General features: G+C 64.8%; 12 protein-coding genes. 4 read left to right on the top strand and 8 right to left on the bottom strand.

The genetic code is table 11. The annotated features are described in order from the left end of the window. Both Q6D67_RS16555 and Q6D67_RS16560 read left to right on the top strand, forming a co-directional pair. Positions 1–1,899: a pyrroloquinoline quinone-dependent dehydrogenase gene (locus Q6D67_RS16555; protein WP_304706782.1), complete on the top strand. Its 1,899-nt coding sequence runs from the start codon at positions 1–3 to the stop codon at positions 1,897–1,899. Further along, positions 1,896–3,848 carry a PQQ-binding-like beta-propeller repeat protein gene (locus Q6D67_RS16560; RefSeq protein ID WP_304706783.1) on the top strand — a complete coding sequence of 651 codons (1,953 nt, stop codon included), beginning with the start codon at positions 1,896–1,898 and terminating at the stop codon, positions 3,846–3,848. The genes Q6D67_RS16555 and Q6D67_RS16560 overlap by 4 nt, the downstream gene beginning before the upstream one ends. A gap of 46 nt (positions 3,849–3,894) precedes the next feature. On the opposite strand, the gene Q6D67_RS16565 is transcribed toward Q6D67_RS16560, so the two are convergent. The 4 genes from Q6D67_RS16565 to Q6D67_RS16580 are packed head-to-tail and all read right to left on the bottom strand — an operon-like array spanning position 3,895 to position 10,716. Beyond that, positions 3,895–6,318 (bottom strand): RND family transporter, encoded by a 2,424-nt coding sequence (locus Q6D67_RS16565; RefSeq protein ID WP_304706784.1) that lies wholly within the window; start codon positions 6,316–6,318, stop codon positions 3,895–3,897. Continuing rightward, positions 6,315–7,454 (bottom strand): YCF48-related protein, encoded by a 1,140-nt coding sequence (locus tag Q6D67_RS16570; protein WP_304706785.1) that lies wholly within the window; start codon positions 7,452–7,454, stop codon positions 6,315–6,317. Before Q6D67_RS16570 ends, Q6D67_RS16565 begins: the two co-directional genes overlap by 4 nt. A gap of 10 nt (positions 7,455–7,464) precedes the next feature. Then, a complete protein-coding gene (locus tag Q6D67_RS16575; protein WP_304706786.1) occupies positions 7,465–8,829 on the bottom strand; it encodes a DUF1329 domain-containing protein in 1,365 nt (454 codons plus the stop codon). 24 nt (positions 8,830–8,853) lie between these two features. Next, on the bottom strand, positions 8,854–10,716 hold the full coding sequence (locus Q6D67_RS16580) for a DUF1302 domain-containing protein (protein WP_304706787.1): 1,863 nt from the start codon (positions 10,714–10,716) through the stop codon (positions 8,854–8,856). Positions 10,717–10,836: 120 nt separating this feature from the next. On the opposite strand from Q6D67_RS16580, the gene Q6D67_RS16585 reads away from it, so the two are divergent. Then, a complete protein-coding gene (locus Q6D67_RS16585) occupies positions 10,837–11,364 on the top strand; it encodes a TIGR02281 family clan AA aspartic protease (protein WP_304706788.1) in 528 nt (175 codons plus the stop codon). Between the two features lie 8 nt (positions 11,365–11,372). Continuing rightward, a complete protein-coding gene (locus Q6D67_RS16590) occupies positions 11,373–11,843 on the top strand; it encodes a pyridoxamine 5'-phosphate oxidase family protein (protein WP_304706789.1) in 471 nt (156 codons plus the stop codon). Here the strand turns inward: Q6D67_RS16590 and Q6D67_RS16595 are convergent. The 4 genes from Q6D67_RS16595 to Q6D67_RS16610 form a co-directional block, all read right to left on the bottom strand. Continuing rightward, the gene (locus Q6D67_RS16595) at positions 11,818–12,570 is read right to left on the bottom strand and encodes a universal stress protein (RefSeq protein WP_304706790.1); all 753 of its coding nucleotides are present in this window, start codon (positions 12,568–12,570) and stop codon (positions 11,818–11,820) included. The genes Q6D67_RS16590 and Q6D67_RS16595 overlap by 26 nt on opposite strands. Further along, positions 12,560–14,968 carry a Lon protease family protein gene (locus Q6D67_RS16600; RefSeq protein ID WP_304706791.1) on the bottom strand — a complete coding sequence of 803 codons (2,409 nt, stop codon included), beginning with the start codon at positions 14,966–14,968 and terminating at the stop codon, positions 12,560–12,562. The genes Q6D67_RS16595 and Q6D67_RS16600 overlap by 11 nt, the downstream gene beginning before the upstream one ends. Positions 14,969–15,021: 53 nt before the next feature. Continuing rightward, positions 15,022–15,309 (bottom strand): hypothetical protein, encoded by a 288-nt coding sequence (locus Q6D67_RS16605; protein ID WP_304706792.1) that lies wholly within the window; start codon positions 15,307–15,309, stop codon positions 15,022–15,024. A 296-nt stretch (positions 15,310–15,605) separates the two neighbouring features. Next, positions 15,606–16,955, bottom strand: coding sequence for a serine hydrolase (locus tag Q6D67_RS16610; protein WP_304706793.1), 1,350 nt, complete (start codon positions 16,953–16,955; stop codon positions 15,606–15,608). Positions 16,956–17,061: the final 106 nt, after the last annotated feature.

Consider the following 17,061-nt stretch of genomic DNA (forward strand, 5'->3'; position numbering starts at 1 on the left):
GTGGCTGCAACGAGACTGCCGGGGCTGTTGCTGGCACTGTGTGCAAGCAGCGTCGCAGCCAGCGACTGGCCGGTGTATGGCGGCGACGCCGGGGGCCGGCACTACAGCGCTCTGGACCAGATCAATCGCGATAACGTGGCCCAGCTTGAGGTCGCCTGGGTATTTCGCAGCGGCGACAGTGCAAGCTTCGGCGACGAAGCCATGGCGCAGACCTCTACCCAGAGCACGCCCATCCTGCTGCCCGAGGCGGCGGGCGCCAGCCTGGTGTACTGCACGCCCTTCAACCGTGTCATTGCGCTGGACCCCGGCAGCGGCGAGCAGCGCTGGGATTTCGACCCGCAGATCAACCGCGGCGGCGACCGCCCCTTCCGCTGCCGCGGCGTCAGCTACGCCGAGGACCCGGCAGTAACCGCCGGCGCTCACTGCCGGCATCGCCTGTTCCTGGCTACCCACGACCGCCAGCTGTGGGCGCTGGATGCGGGCGATGGCAAACCCTGTGCCGGGTTCGGCGACAAGGGCCGGGTTGCGTTGTACGGCAGCAGCGGGCAGCCACCGGGAGAAGTCAGCAATGCCTCCGCCCCCGTGGTTGCCAACGGCGTGGTGGTCACCGGCTCCACGGTGATCGACTTTACCCGCGCCACCACGCCGCGGGGTGTGGTACAGGCATTCGCCAGCCACAGCGGCGCGCCGCTATGGCAGTTCGATCCCCTGGCGGGTCACCCCGACAGTGGCAGCGCCAATGTCTGGGCGCCGATGTCGGTGGATGCGGCGCACGGCCTGGTGTACCTGCCCACCAGTGCGCCCTCCCCCGACTACTACGGTGTCGCGCGCCCGGGAGACAACCTCTACGCCAACAGTGTGGTCGCCCTGGACCTGGCCAGCGGCGCCCGACGCTGGCATTTCCAGCATGTGCGCCACGACCTCTGGGACTACGACACCCCGGCTCAGCCCATCCTGTTCGACTGGCAGCGGGATGGGGTGCGGGTGCCCGCGCTGGCGCAGCTGACCAAGCAGGGTTTCGTGTTCGTGCTCAACCGGCTCACCGGGGAGTCCCTGTGGGAAATCACCGGGCAACCGGTGCCCCCGTCGCAGATTCCGGGCGAGGTCACTGCGCTCACCCAGCCCAAGCCCATCGCCCCGCCGCCCCTGGTGGACGGCTTCCTGATGCCCAACGATGCCTGGGGACTGACCCCGGTGGATCGCGCCCACTGTCGGCGCCAGCTCGAAGCGCTGCACAACCTGGGGCTGTTCACTCCCATCAGTGAAACCCTCACCCTGATGTACCCGGGCAGCCTCGGCGGCGCCAACTGGGGTGGCGGTGCCCTGCTGGCGGACCGGGGTGTGTTGCTGGTGAACGTCAACAACGTCGCATTTACCGGCCGCCTGCTGCCCGCTGCCGAAAACGCTGCCGAGCGCGAACTGCCGGCGGCGGGCAAGCGCTTTCGGGTAACCATGGCCGGCACTCCCTGGGCGGTCGAGATGGAAAGCCTGCAATCCTTTCTGGGCTTGCCCTGCAATCCGCCGCCCTGGGGCAAGTTGCTGGCGGTGGATCTGTACGGCGGTCGAATCCTCTGGGAAACCGCACTCGGCTCAGTGCACGAAATGGGCCCGGTCAAGGCGCCCTTCCACATCGAGTGGGGCACGCCCAACCTGGGGGGCGGCGTCGCCACCGCCGGCGGGCTGTTTTTTATCGGCGCCACCATGGACCGACAATTCCGCGCCTTCGACACTGACAGCGGCGCCACCCTCTGGCGCCATACCCTGCCAGTAGATGCCACCGCCACGCCCATGACCTACAGCTATCGGGGCCGGCAATACCTGGTGATCAACGCCGGCGGCCACCACATGTTCAACCGCGGCAGCGGCGACTACCTTTACGCGTTCGGGCTTCCACAATGAAAAAAGTACTGTTGCTTATATTGCTGCTGAGCGCCGGCCTCGCGGCCTGGCTCGGCAGCGAGGGTTTCTTCCAACACCCGGCGCGAACCGTCGAGACCCTGGCCATGCGCCACGCCGACAAGCTGCCGCTGGCATATTTCGGCGGTCGCCTGTACCAGCAGCACTGCGCCGACTGCCACCAGAATCCGGCCATGAAAGCACCTACCCGCCAGGCCCTGGGCAACCTCTCGCGGGAAGGCATCATGGTATCGCTGGAGTTCGGCAAGATGCAGCCCATGGCGACGCACCTGAGCAAACAGCAGCGGGGCCTGATCGCCCTCTACCTGACCGACTCCGCCGAGGGCGTGTATGACTGGATAGACAGTATTGCCTGCACGGAAACCGACGCCAGCGACCGTACTGTGCGGATTGGCCACTGGGGCCTGGGGCCGGACAACCGCCGCTTCCTGAGCACCGCGGAGGCGGGCATCGACCGCGGCAACATCGGTTCCCTGGAACTGGCCTGGAGCCTCGCCCTGCCGCGGGTCACGGACATGCGCTCCCAGCCCGCCATTATCGGCGACACGCTGTACCTGGGCGACCGCGCCGGCATGCTCTATGCGCTGGACCGGAAGACCGGCTGCGTGCGCAGGCATACGGAGGTCATGGCCGGCGTGCGCTCCGCAATCACCGTCGCCGAGCTTGCGGACGGCCGCCGCCTGCTGGTATTCGCCGATTCGCTGGCCAACCTGTTCGCCCTGGACCCGGAAACCCTGGACATTGTCTGGCAGGGCTCGGCCCGGGTATTCGACACCTCGGTGGTCACCGGCTCCATCAGTTTTCACAACGACCGCCTGTATGTACCGGTGTCCTCCTACGAGGTTGCGGTGGCGGGCAGCCCGGACTACCCCTGCTGCCGATCCCACGGTGCGGTGCTGGCCCTGGACGCCGGCAGTGGCAAGCAGCTGTGGGCCTGGCATGCCACCCCCGACGCCACCCTGCAGGGCCAGAATGCGGACGGCGTGGACTGGTACGGGCCCTCGGGCGCAGTGGTATGGACCACCCCCGCCATCGACCCCGCCCGCAACCGGCTCTACGTCGGCACCGGCCAGAACCTGTCCCGGCCCGCCACCGGCACCAGCGACGCCATCGTCGCCCTGGACCTGGACAGCGGTGAGCCGGCCTGGATTTTCCAGGCCACCGCCGATGACGTCTGGAATGCTGCCTGCCAGAACGCTGGCGCCAACTGTCCACAGCAGCCGGGACCGGACTTCGACTTCGGCGCCTCGGTGATCATCGCGGATCTCCCCGACGGCAGCCAGCTGCTGCTGGCGGGGCAGAAATCGGGGGCAGTCCACGCCCTGAACCCGGACCCGGCGAGTGCCGCGGGAGAGCGTCTGTGGTCACGGCGTGTCAGCCAGGGCACCACCAATGGCGGCATCCACTGGGGCATGGGGCTCGCCGGCACGCGTCTGGTGGTGCCGGTCGCGGACCCGGAGCGGGACCTTCCCGGCTATACGCCGGCACCGGGCCTGTACGCCCTGGATAGCACCAGCGGCGCCCTGGAGTGGCAGCATCCGGTCAGCCGCGATTGCGATTTCCCTGCCGGGCACCGGCCCCTGGTGGGTCTGGCCCAGGTCCGCGCCGGTGGCGGCCAGCCGCTGGCGGAACAGTACCGGTGCTCGTTTTACTACGGGCTTTCAGCCGCGGCCACGGTGACGCCAGAGCTGGTCTTCAGTGCCGGCCTGGACGGCCGGGTGCGGGCGTTTGACCTGGCCACGGGCGAAGTGCTCTGGGAAACCGCCACCGCAGTGCCGCTCACTGCCAGCAATGGGCTTGAGGGCCACGGTGGCGCGATAGATGTGGGCGGGCAAGTGGTCGCGGACGGCTGGCTGTATGTGCTCTCCGGCTACAGCATGTTTGGCCAGCTGCCGGGCAACCTGCTGCTGGCCTACCGGGTCGGGCAATAGCGGGGGACAGGTCTCGCAGCGAGACCTGTCCCCATTCTATAAAGGGTCAGGTCCCAACGGGACCTGACCCCCTGTTTTCCCGGGGTGACAGCAGCCAGGCCAACGCCGGCAGGAACAACAGCGCCCCGAGCATGTTCCAGAAAAACATGAAAGTGAGCATCAGCCCCATATCGGCCTGGAACTTGATCGGCGAGAATATCCAGGTGCCCACCCCTACCGCCAGGGTAAGGCCGGTAAAGGCTACCGCCGTGCCGCTGGATTTGAGCGCGTAGAAATAGGCATTCTCCAGTGCCTCGCCGCTGCGCAGATAAGACTGTAGCGAAGAGTAGATGTAAATACCGTAGTCCACCCCGATACCCACACCCAGGGCAATCACCGGCAGGGTTGCCACCTTCACCCCGATACCCAGCGCGGCCATCAGGGCCTGGCCGAGGACGGAGGTCAGCATCAGCGGCACAATAATGCAGGCAGTGATGCGCAGGGAGCGGAAGTTCAGCAGGCACAGTGCGATCACCACTCCGTACACCCACAGCAGCATCTTGGTCTGGGCCTCGCGGATAACAATGTTGGTCGCCGCTTCGACGCCGGCATTGCCCGCCGCCATCTTGAACTGGAGGTCGTCGCTGTTGTAGGTGTCGGCGAACTCGGCCACCGCGGCCACCACGCCGTCCAGGGTATCTGCCTTGTGATCGTCGAGGAACAGAATAACGGGCACCATGGAACAGTCGGTATTGCGCAGCATGTTGGGCGCGCTGCTCAGGGAATTGTTGAGGATAAAGCGGTTGCGACTGATTTCATGCCACTTCGGGCTACCCTCGTTCATACCCTGGATGGCGAGTTTGGATACATCCACCAGAGACATGGCGGACTGCACCCCGGGCACGGTTTCCATCACCCCCTGAAAATAGTTCACTGCCGAGATGAATTCGTAGCTGCCGCACTGCTGTACGCCGGTGCTTGCCATGACCACGAACACATCCGTACTGGTGGAGTAGTTGCGGGTGAGGAAGGCGTTGTCCTGGTTGTAGCGTGAATCCGGGCGCAATTCCGGCGCACCCGGGTCGAGATCGCCGATCTTCTGGAACTGGCCGAAGTACAGCCCGATGGCAAACAATACTGTGCACACGGCGAGGATGGTCAGCGCGGGGCCGCGGCGGGTGGTTTTGGCCAGCAGCCGCCAGTGGCTGTAGTGGCTGTTTTCCTTGCTGGAGCGGTAGCTGACGCAGCGGTCGGTAATACCGGTGTAGGTAAGCACCAGCGGCAGCAGGATGAGGTTGGTCAGCACGAGTACCGCAATCCCCGTGGCGGCCACCACGGCCAGCTCCTGAATCACCGGGATGTCGATGACCCGCAGGGTGAAGAAACCCACGCCGTCACTGAGCAGGGCCACGAAACCGGGCTTGGACAGGCGAATGAAGGTCAGCCGCGCCGCCTCCAGCCGGGGCGCCTTGAGGTAGACCAAATTGCCAAAACGATTGATGATCTGCACCGAGTGGCTGACGCCCACCGCAAATACCAGGAACGGCACCAGCATCGAATACGGGTCCAGCCCCATGCCCATGAGCTTGAGCAGACCCAGCTGCCAAATCACGGCCACTGTGGAGCACAGCAACGCCGCGGAAGTGAGCCAGCCGCAGCGGGAGTAGGCAAACAGCATCACCGCGGTGATCACAAATGCCACCAGGAAAAATAGCCCCACCAGGGTGGCGCCCGCAATGAGGTCACCAATCAGCTTGGCGAAGCCGGTGATGCGGATATTGATGTTGTCCATCTCGTACTTTTTCCGCACCCGGTCCTCAAGGTCGAGGGAAAGGCGGAAGTCCGACGCGTACTTTTCCCGCACCAGTTCCTCGAGGTCGCCGGCAAACTGAGCGTAGTCCAGGCGCTCGCCGGTGGTGGGGTCGGTCTCAATCAGGGGCGCGACGATAATGGTGGATTTGAAGTTGTTGGCAACAATGCGTCCGATCTGGCCGGACTTGAGGACATTCTGGCGCAGCTCATCCAGGGCGCGCTCGCTGCCGTCGTAGTCATCGGGGATCACCGCGCCGCCGACAAAGCCCTCTTCCGTAACCTCCATCCAGCGCGTGTTGGGAGTCCACAGGGACTGCAGCGCAGAGCGGTCGACGCCGTTGATGTAAAATACTTCGTCGGTGATGCGGCGCAGCAATTCCTGGAACTCGGCGGTGAAAATGTCGCCCTCTGTGGTCTCGACAATGATCCGCACCGAGTTGCCCAGACCCTTGAGGTCGTTCTGGCGGTAGAGGAAATTCTGGATGTAGGGGTGCGATATCGGCAGCATCTTCTCGAAGCTGGCGTCGGGTTTTAGCTGGCTGGCCTGCCAGGCGAAAAACGCGGTCGCCAGCGCAAACAGCAGAATCAGGGGCAGGCGCGCGCCTATCAACAGAGTGCCCAGCCGCGGGCGAAGTTTGCCGTCTTCCGGTTCTAGCTGAATGCTTTCGTGGTCGGTCACAGGGGCTCTGCCTCACTCAGGGGTAACAGGCCAGCCATGCCCACCAGCAGGATGTCACCGCTGGCCGTCTGCACGGCAGAGGACAGGCTGGAGCGGGACGGATGGCGCCAGCCACGCAGACCGCCGCCGTCGGCTTTGGTGGCCAGCACCAGGCCGCCGGAACCGACCATCAGGACCTGGCCGTCCGCCAGCTTTGTGCCCCCGTACAGGCTGTAGCGCTCGGGGTTATCGACTTCCTCCCAGCTCACGCCTCCATCCAGGGAGCGGAACACATGACCGCGGAGCCCGTAGGCGTAGAGTTTTCCCCCAAGCACGGCAATGCCGAACAGGCTGCCGTCGTAGAGATCGTCCACCCGCTCCCAGCTGCTACCAGTATCGCCGGAGTAGTACAACAGGCCCGCTTCGCCACTCAGGTAGAGGCGCCCGTCCGCACCTGCGGCGAGTGCGTAGTAATGATAGCGGTACGCGTTGTCGATACCGGCAATCGCTATCTCCCAGTCGCTGCCGCCGTTATGCGTGCGGTACAGCATGCCGTAGGCGCCCACCGCAAAACCGTTGCTGGCGTCCAGGAACAACACATCCAGGAAGGGGTCGGCGGGGCCAATGTCGATGGCATCCGAGGCGTCTTCCACGGCAAACCTGGCGTCTTCGAGGGCATATTCCAGCTCTTCCAGCTGCGCCTCGTCCTCCGTCTCCGCCAGCGCGTCTTCGAGCATCCCTACGCGCTTCTGTGACCACGCCAGGTACTGCCGATTGGCGTCGTTGCCGTCAAACTGCAAGCTCCAGCTTTCGCCGCCGTCATTGCTGTGCAGGATTGTGCCGCCATGACCCACGGCCCAGCCCAGCTCCGGCTGCGGGAAGTGCAGCGCGGTCAGGGCGACGCTGACCGGCACCGGAGCCTGGCGCCAACTGGCGCCGTCGTCATCGCTGAGGATAATCACGCCGCGCTCTCCCACGGCTACCAGGCGGTCGCCAGCACGGGCGATATCGAGCAGTTGCATGCTGGTGGGATCGTCAAAGGTCACCGCCGGCAGGAAAGCGAAATCCTCCGCCGCGCGCAGCTGCGCGGGCAGGAGGCAACAGAGGGCCAGTGCGGCGAGGCCAAGCGGCCGCGCCAGAGCGTTCAGGCAAGCCATGGCGGTATGCCTAGCGCCGGCCGGCCCGGCGCAGGGCGGCCGGGGTGAAGTCCTCGAAATCACCGACGTAGCCGAAATCGTACTGGTAGCCGCTCTCTTCGTTGTCCAGGCCGATAACCACGTAGCGGCCAGAGATCAGGTCGTGCAGGGATTCAGCCGCAATCCAGGGCACATTCACCTGGTAGTGCTGGACCTTGTGGCCTTCCTTCACCCGCCACAGTTCGCCGCGGCCGTCGTAGTGGTCCACCACCGCGATCTGCCAGGTATCCTCGTCCACGTAGAAGGTGCGACGGGCATAGATATGGCGGGCATCTTCCTTCAGCGTGGCCTCCACCACCCAGACCCGGTGCAATTCGTAGCGCAGGTACTGCGGATCCATATGCCCGGGTTTGATGATGTCCGTGTAATCGAGATCGCCACGGCGCAGGGCATAGGCGTTGTAGGGGATGTACAGCTCCTGCTTGCCCACCAGCTCCCAGTTGTAGCGATCGGGAGCGCCGTTGAACAGGTCGAGGTCGTCCGCAGTGCGCAGACCATCGGCGGCGACGCCGGGGCCGTCATAGGCGATGCTGGGCGCCAGGCGTACCCGCCGCTGGCCGGCATTGTAGACCCAGGCGGAACGGGGCTCCTTCACCTGGTTCAGGTTCTCGTGCACCAACAGGACGTCCCCCTCCAGCCGCGCCGGCGCCAGGATGCGCTGCAGGAACACGAACAGGCGGTTCGGGTAGGGGTTGCCCGGGAAGCGGTTGGCGAAGATGGCCTCCTCCTCGAACAGTACGGGGGCGAAGGCGCCGTTGGCCTGCACCGGCGCCTGGATGTAACGGCGCTTGACCCCCTGCGGGGTGCGGTAGCGGGTGATATGGTTCCAGATCACTTCCACCCCACTGTCGGGAATGGGGAACGGTATGCTGGCCCGGAAATCCATCAGGCCATTGCCACCGGCGACCAGGTCGGTCTTGGTCGCCCACTCCTTGATCAGCTCGTATTCACTCTCGGGAAGGTTGGCGCTGCGACGAGTGGGATAAACAGGCATCTTGTAGGTGTCGGGGTAGCGGCGGAACATCGCCACCTGCCCCGGGGAGAGGTTGTCGGCATACTGCCCGACGTTTTCCGCGGTGATGGTAAACAGCACCTCGTCTTCCGCGAAGGGATTCACCAGCCTCTCGCCTTCAGTATAGCCAGCGGGAAACTCGGTTATCCCCCCCTCCCAGGGCGGGATACTGCCGTCGGCGTTGCCGGCGCGCTCGGCGCCAATGGGAGTCAGTTCCTCGCCGCCCAGACGGGCAGCCTGCTCGGGGCTGACTTTCGCCAGTGCCAGGCTGCCGCCCAGACCCAGAATGGACGCGAGGCCCAAGGCTATCAGTCTCTTGTTCATGCAGTGCTCCTTGTTATCTGACGTCTAGAAGGCGACGGAAAAACTCAGCGAAACGAAATCCCGGTCTGTGAATTCATCATAGTCTGCCCCAAAGAAACTGGTATAGGAAATATCAGCGCGGTAGACGTTCAGGTAATCCGCCGTGACTCCCATGCTCAGGGCAATGCGGTCCTCGATGAAGTTCGGTGCCGGCGAGGTGCCCTTGACGTCGTGGGACCAGGCAACGTTCGGAGTAAGGTTGATGCCGGCAACGACATCCGTGTACTCCAGCCCCGCGCGCACCCGATAGCCCCAGGAGAAGTCTTCGGTGAAGCCTTCGCTGGTGCAGTAGTCGCTGTTGCTGTTGGGTCGAATTCCGGCAAACGCTTCTGCTGCCGGGTGCGAGTCGCAGGACACGGGGGAGCCGGGCCACAGCGCAAACTGGCTGCTGAAGGGCTCGAAGTCACCCACCCCGAAGCTGGGCGAGCGCCCGTAGTTGATGTCGTCTTCCATGCCCCCAAGGAACACCGCACCCACCTCGGCGGCAAAGGAGAGCCGCTGGGCGCCGAACACCTGCTCGAAAAACTTGATGAAGGTCATCTGCGCCTGAGTATAGGAAACATTGTCGTAACCCGCCACGTAGCCACCCGGGCCCGCCGCCAGTACCCGCGGCAGCATCCGCGACCACTCCGCCGGGGTACCCAGGGCCACAGCCTGCAGCAGGTCGGTGGTATTGATCTGCAGCGGGAAGTCCGGCCGGTGACTCAACTCACCGGAGACGGCCCAGGTGCCAAGATTGGTGGCAAAGGTCAGGCCCCAGAGCTCGATGTCCTCGGGAAACTCGAAGAAATAGTCGGGATTGGCGCCAAAATTGACCGGCAGGCCGAAGGCGACGGTGGCGTTGTTGGCGCTGAAAATCGGCGTGCGGCTGTGGTAATTCATGTAGTACAGGCCGAATTCGGTGTCATTGAAGGCCTCGGAATAGTAGCGGAATGCGAGGCCCCACTGCCCGGAATCCGACGCCTCCACATCGCCACTGCGGGGCAGGATCAGGCCCGCAGCCTCCGCGGAACCGTCGGCCACCGCGTTGGATATGGTCAGGTAGTCACAGCCACCGCCGTAGGGATCCGCCGCGTTCCAGTAGGTCCCGCACTCATCGAGGATGGTGCGCTGCCAATCGTACTGGACAAAAGCCTCCAGGCTGAGGTCGCGCGTCACGCCATAGTTGGCGTAGACCAGGCCCACCGGCAGCAGGGCCTCCTTGATCTCCGAGCCAGGCTTGCGCAGCGCGGTTACATCGAAGGGGTTGATTACGTTGATGCCGTTCTGGATGAAGGTGCTCTCGCCCCAGCTCAGGACCATGTTGCCGGCGCGCAGCTCGAGCGGGTTCTCGCCTACTTCAAAGCTGCCGAACAAATAGTAATCGAGGAACTCGACACCGCGATAGCGCGCCAGGCGCTCAAAGTCGGAGGTATCCAGCTTGCGGTTGGGGATGTAGCCGTTGGCGGCGTGGCCGTGGGGCACATCGCTGGTGCCCACCTCGTGGTCGTACCAGTATTTCAGGCGGGTGAAAAAGCCGTAGTTGTCCCGGGTCAGCTCCAGATCGTGAATACCCCGGAACTGCAACGAAAACAGATCGCCCTGGTCATAGTTCAGGTTGCCGTCGTCAGCGGTACTGGAGGAGGCGCGGCCCTTGCCATCGGCAGTATTGCCCGGCGCCAGCAGGCCGGCGTCGGGGCTTTCCGCCCGCCAGCTCGCGCCGATCGAGAGATTGGAGGAAAAATTCGCTTCAAAGGGGCCGAGGTCGAAGGTCAGCGCCGACGCTGGCGCCGCAAAACCCGCGACCACCAGGGCGGCGAGTAGCGGTGACCGGGTTTTGCAGGGGTTACAGCCAGGCAGTGCTTTCATGTTCTCTTCTCCTGCTGGTTATGATTACGCGTTATCAGCATTCACCGGACAATTATGGACGATTGTAGGCATTGCTGCGTTGTCAAGGATCAATATATCGGCGCGTGCTAAGGTAAGCCCATGAGCGATGATACTGTAGAGCAGAAGCGGCTGGGAACCACCATGCAGGTACTGGCATGGGTGGTGTTGATGGCCCTGCTCGCGGCCTGGTTCAACGACCTGCTGGGACGGCGACACAACCCGAATCAGGTGCTGGAAACCCGCTATGCGGAGGGCGGCATCCGTGAAGTGGTCCTGCAGCGCAACCGCTTCGGCCACTACGTTACCAGCGGCCAAATCAACGGCGAACCGGTTGTGTTCATGCTGGATACCGGTGCCACCGGGGTTGCGATACCCGAGGCCGTCGCCCGCCGCCTCAACCTGGTGCGGGGCCGGGCCTATCGCACCCAGACCGCCAACGGTGTCGCCATCTCCTACGCCACCAGCCTGGACCGGGTCAGTGTCGGCGAGATCGCTCTGGGCAATGTCAGAGCCGGGATTGTGCCGGGCCTGCAGACCAGTGAAATCCTGCTCGGCATGTCGTTCCTGAAACACATTGAATTCACCCAGCGCGGCGACCAGCTTATACTGCGGCAACCCCCCGGCTGAGGACGCCCATGCCCACGACCCTGAAAGGCCCCTGGAGCCGGCGCGAGATCGAGCAGTTCCTGGAGGACTCCCGCTTTCCCCTGCGCCTTGCCTGCACCAGCCGCGACGGCTACCCGCGGGTGGTGTCGGTGTGGTACGCCCACGTGGACGGGGCACTACTCTGTGTGTCGCACCGCAAGTCTGCGCTGGTCAAGCTGCTGGAACAGGATTCGCGGGTAGGCTTTGAAGTCTCCCCCAACGCCCCGCCCTACCACGGGGTGCGCGGCCAGGGCAGGGTCAGCCTGGCACCGCTCGGTGACCACGATGTACTGGAAACCCTGCTGGACCGCTACCTGGGGCAGCAGGAGTCCCGGGTCGGCAACTGGCTGCTGGCGCGCAAGGATGAGGAAACGCTGATCACCTTGTACCCCGAGCGCATGTTCAGCTGGGACTACCGGCAGCGCATGGCGGATGTCAGCGCGGGTCGGGCACCACAATAACCGGCACCGGGATCCGCGCCAGCAGATCCGGGTCCTCGCCCGTCAGTTGCCGCAGTTCCGCCCGGTGCAGCAACAGGGCGCCGTTGCGGGCATTGGCCAGATAGCGCTCCAGACTCAGCGCATCCTGTAGCTGCAGGCGCTCGACCCCGTCGCACAGGGGCAATGCCAACAATTCCTCCGGTACCGGTTCGGACAACACCCGCAGGGGTCCGCTGCGCGGCGGGTGGCGTTCATCGTGAATCAGCACGGTACAGGGCGCCTGCAGGATCAGGGCGCGGCAGTTGGAACCCAGGCGCAACCCGCCGCAGTGAGCGGACAATCCCGCCTTGCCCAACACCAGCAGGTCCCCCGGGCCCGCCAGGGCCAGGGCGGCGTTGACCACCCGCCCACGACTGACCTGCAGGGAGTGCGCCAGATCGCGCCCGGCTACCGCTGCCTCCAGCGCCCGGGTCGCTTGCTGCAGCTGGCGCGCCACCGTTGCCTCCATCTGCGCCAGCGACAGCGGCCGCGCCAGACCGGAGCGGGCGCCCACCTCGCGGGCGAAAGGGAATGCCGCCGAATGCAGCAGGTCCTGATCCTCCACGTACAGGGCTACCAGCTCGGCCCGGCGCAGTGCAGCGAGCTCCACCGCCGCCTGTAACGCCGCCAGACTGTGGCGCGAGGCATCCAGCAGGGTCAGTACCCGGACATCCGTGCGCCGGCGCCGCGGAGCGGGTTCAGCGTTCATGCTCATCGTCCTCATGCCGGTGCTCATCGTCCTCATGCCGATGCTCCTCGTCACTGTCGTGATCGACTTTGGCCGCCTTGATCGCCGCCGCAAACAGCGCCAGGCGCTCCCCCACCAGGCGTTCCAGCACGGCAGTATCGGTGCCGGTGAGCAGCCCCAGGGCCTCGTCGACATGGCGAATCGGATAGATGCGGAAGCGCCCCTCGGCAACCGCAGAGCGCACCTCTGCCTTGAGCATCAGGTGCTCCACATTGCTCGCTGGCAACAGCACCGCGTGCCCGCTGACCGCGCCGCGCGCGCGGCAGACGTCGAAGAAGCCCTCGATCTTTTCATTGACGCCGCCGACCGCCTGCACTTCGCCGCGCTGGTTCACTGATCCGGTGACCGCGAAGGACTGGTCCAGCCCCACCCGGGCGATGGCCGACACCAGGGCACAGACTTCCGCCACCGATGCGGAGTCTCCTTCGACACCGCCGTAGGACTGTTCGAACACCAGGCTCGCCGACAGGGACAGGGGAATATCCGGCGCATAGCGATTGGCCAGGTAACGGCCGATGATCATTACCGCCTTGGAGTGGATGCGCCCGCCCATGCGCGCCTCGCGCTCGATATCGACCAGCTGGCCACCGCCGGGGCGCGCGGTCGCGGTGATACGGGAGGGCTGGCCGAAGGCAAAATCGCCCAGGGTCATTACCGACAGGCCATTGACCTGTCCCACGACGGAGCCGCTGGTGTCGATCATGATGGTACCGCGGTGGATCATCTCGTGGCTTCGCTCGCGCAGGCGGCTGGCGCGCCAGAGTTGCTGGGTCACCGCCTGTTCCACATGGGCGCGGCCAATAACGCTGGCGCCGGACTCGCCGGCCCAGTGCTGCGCCTCCAGCAGCAGATCCCGCAGTTCGCGCTGACGCGCGGTGAGCTTGCGCTGGTCATCCGCCAGGCGGCTGGCGCGCTCGATTACCGCGGCCACGCCGCCCCGGTCCAGCGGCAGCAGGCCCGCCTCCCGGGCCAGGGTGCCGATCATGCGCGCGTACATGACCTGGTTGGCGGGGTCCCGGTCCAGCTCGTCTTCCAGGTCCGCCTGCACCTTGAACAGCTCCAGGAACTCGGGGTCGTGCTCGCAAAGCAGGTAGTAGAACAGGCGCTCTCCCAGCAGCACGACCTTGACATCGAGCGGAATCGGCTCCGGTTCCAGACTGACGGTGCTGATCAGGCCGTAGGCCTGCTCCAGGGACTCGGTGCGGATCTCCGCCGCCCGCATGACCCGCTTCAGGGTCTCCCAGGCGCCCGGCTGGGTGAGCACCCCGCGGACGTCAATCAGCAGGTAACCACCGTTGGCGCGGTGCAGGGCGCCGGCGCGGATCAGGGAGAAATCAGTGACCAGGGTGCCGTTGTGCACGTGGTGCTCGGTGCGACCCACCAGATGCTGGTGACTGGGCAGATCCTGGTAAATGACCGGCGCGCCCCGGCAGTCGCTGTTGTCCACCAGCAGGTTGATCTGGAAGCGGCTGAACACCGCCTCCGGTGACACCTCGGGGCTTTCGGCCAGGAACACACTGACGTGGGACAGAATCGCCTCGCGGCAGGCCTGCAGGTGGGCCATCACCCCGGCCTGCTCCCGATAGCGGTCCTCCAGCTCCGCCAGCGGCGAGCCAATCGCTGCCTGCAGCATTTCCGCGTTCAGGGCATCCGCCTGGTGGCGCAGCTCGCGCGCCAGCAGTGGCATCTGGCGGATGGCCTGGGTAAGCTTGCGCTGGAGAATGTCGACCGTGCCCTCTATGCGCTCACGGTCTTCCTTGGGCAGCGCACGAAAAGCCTCCGGGGACATCATGCTGTCACCTTCCGCCTTGTCATCCACCGGGGCAAAGGTGAAGCCGTTGGGCGTCGACACCAGCAGGATATCCTGCTCCCGGGCCTCCCGGCGGATGGCCTCGATGGCGTCGCGCTGGCGGTCACCCATGGCCTGGTTCATTTCCTGCAGCCGGTTCTGGTATTCCTCGCTCTCGAACAGGGCGGGTATAGCCGTCTTCAACTCATCGACCAGCTGGCTCAGATCAGTATGCAATTGCTGCCCCATTCCCGCCGGCAGGGCGAGGTGGAGCGGACGCGAAGGGTCATCGAAATTGTAGCGGTAGGCCCAGTCCCCGGGCGGGGTCTCGTTTTGGGCGCGGGCGTTGAGAAATTGCGCCACCAGCTCGTGGCGGCCGTGGCCGGGATCACCCAGCACGTAGAGGTTGAAGCCGTCACTGCGGATCGCGGTGCCGAAACTCAGGGCATCCCGGGCCCGGTCGTGACCGTACAACAGGTCCAGCGATTCCAGTTCCGTAGTGGTATCGAACTGAAACCCTTCTCCGCTGCAGGTGCGGTAGACCTGCTCCGGTGCCAACGGTTCGAGCATGGCAGAACTCCTTGTCTATGGAATTGCTGCCAGATCATAACAGGGACCGATGCTCAGATGGCGAGTTCCAGCTTGCGCGCCATCTTGGCTTCCAGTTTCTCGTTCAGTTTGTCCGAGATCTCCTCGGCCGAAATCACCAGTTCACGCTCCACGGACCGTGCCTGAGCCTTCTCACCGGTGGCAGCCAGGGTCGGCTCCCAGGTCTCGATCAGCGGCGCTTCGTTCAGTGCCAGGATAGTACCGGCCTGATCCTGCCCGGCTGTCTGCGCGAAAGCGGTGCTGCCGAGGGCAGCGGTCAGCGCCAGGGTGGCCAATCTGACTGTTACAGCCAACGTATTCATTACTGTTCTCCTTGAGGGTAGCGACGGGGCGGATTATCCACCCTGTAATCGTCCGTGTGTTACGACATTGCACACATGGTAACACATATACCCATACGGAAGGATTTCGGATCATGAACAGTTTCTTACAAGCGCCGGATATTGAACGGTAAAAATCTCGACCCATTCTCGTTACCAGCCTTATCTAGCTGTTTTTTAATAATTTTATTAAATATAAAGCGGCGGATCAGGAGAGTGTGAAAATTACCGGAGCCGGCCTGCCGCAAAGTGTTACCTCAGACAGACGGCCGGGGCGATCAGCGGTCCGCAGGTAGCGCAACCAGCAACTGCCCCAGTCCCGCGGAAACCGGGTACTCCCCCTCGGTCCAGCCCAGTCGTACCAGCACCGCCCCGCGGGAGGGCACAATCATCACCACCTGACCCCGGTTGCCCTGCATGGCGTAGGCATCCGCCGGCAGGTCCGGCCAGCGCAGGCTGTCGCCGCCGGCGTTGAGCCAGAGCTGGTAACCGTAGCGCGGGTCATTGACGCTGGGGTTGGGCCGGATTGCGCGCGCCACCCAGTCTGCGGACAGCAGCTGCTCACCGTTGACGCGGCCCCGGCCCAGCAACAGCTGGCCCAGCCGCGCCCAGTCTCGCGCGGAACTGTAAATGTAGGAGCTGCCGACCAGCACACCGGAGGGGTCGATTTCCAACAGCGTCTGGCGCAGGCCCAGTGGCTGCAGCAGCTCCCGGTGGAGAAAATCCAGCTGCGCCTGGGGGCCACCAAGCCGGTCGTGAAGATACTTCGCCAACAGGTTGGTGGTGCCCGAGGAATAGGAGAAGGTCGTGCCCGGCTCGTGCGCGAGGGGGCTAACCATGGCTACAGCGGCCGCGCTGTGGGCCTGGAACAGCATGCGGGTGGAATCGCTGCCCGGCGCATAGGTTTCATCCCAATCCAGCCCCGAGGTCATCTGCAACATTTGCTGCAGGGTCACCTCCCGGCGCTCATCCCCGGCCCAGGCGGCAAACAACGGTAGCGGCGGGTCCACCGGCAACCGGCCCAGCGCCTCCATGCGCCCGAGCAGGATTGCCACCACGCTCTTGCCCATGGACCAGCCCAGCAGTGGCGTGTCCGGCCCGTAGCCCTCCGCATAGCTCTCCGCCACCAGCTTGCCATCCTGCAGCACCAGCAGCGCCCGGGTCTGCAGGCCCGCGGCCTGATCCGCGGCCAGCAGCCCCGTCACCGCCGCCTGCAGCGCAGTGTCCTGCAACCGCGCCGGTGCCAATACCGGCGCGGCGCCCGCCCAGTCATCATTGGCAACCAGCGTGTCCAGCGGCGCCGTATCGCCGATATCCAGGGAGCAGCCGAGGCCGGGGCGCCAGGTGGCGCTGGTGGCTGCCAGGCCGAACAGGGAGGCCTCGGCCCGGTTGTCGCCGAATTCCAGAGTGAGCCGGCGGTTGATCGGCGTATAACTGGCGAGATCGTCAATGATCTGCCCGTGCTCCTGGCCGCTGACAAAGTAACCAGAGCAGCCGAGCTTGGCGCCCATACCGGTCGCCACCGCCAGCGCGTCCCCCAGACGCCAGAGAGAAAAGCCCAGCAGCGAGGGTGCCGCCAGCACCGCTACGGTCAGCACCAGCACCATCAGCACCAGCAATTTCTTCATCAGAATCTCACCTGTATTGTGCGAACAAGCGCACAGAATAGGCCAGTCGGGCGGCGGAATAAACGCATTGCTTGAGCAACGGGAGCATTCCAGTACACTGCTTGCA

The sequence above is a fragment of the Haliea sp. E1-2-M8 genome, assembly GCF_030649675.1.
In the GTDB taxonomy this organism is placed as follows: Bacteria; Pseudomonadota; Gammaproteobacteria; order Pseudomonadales; family Halieaceae; genus Haliea.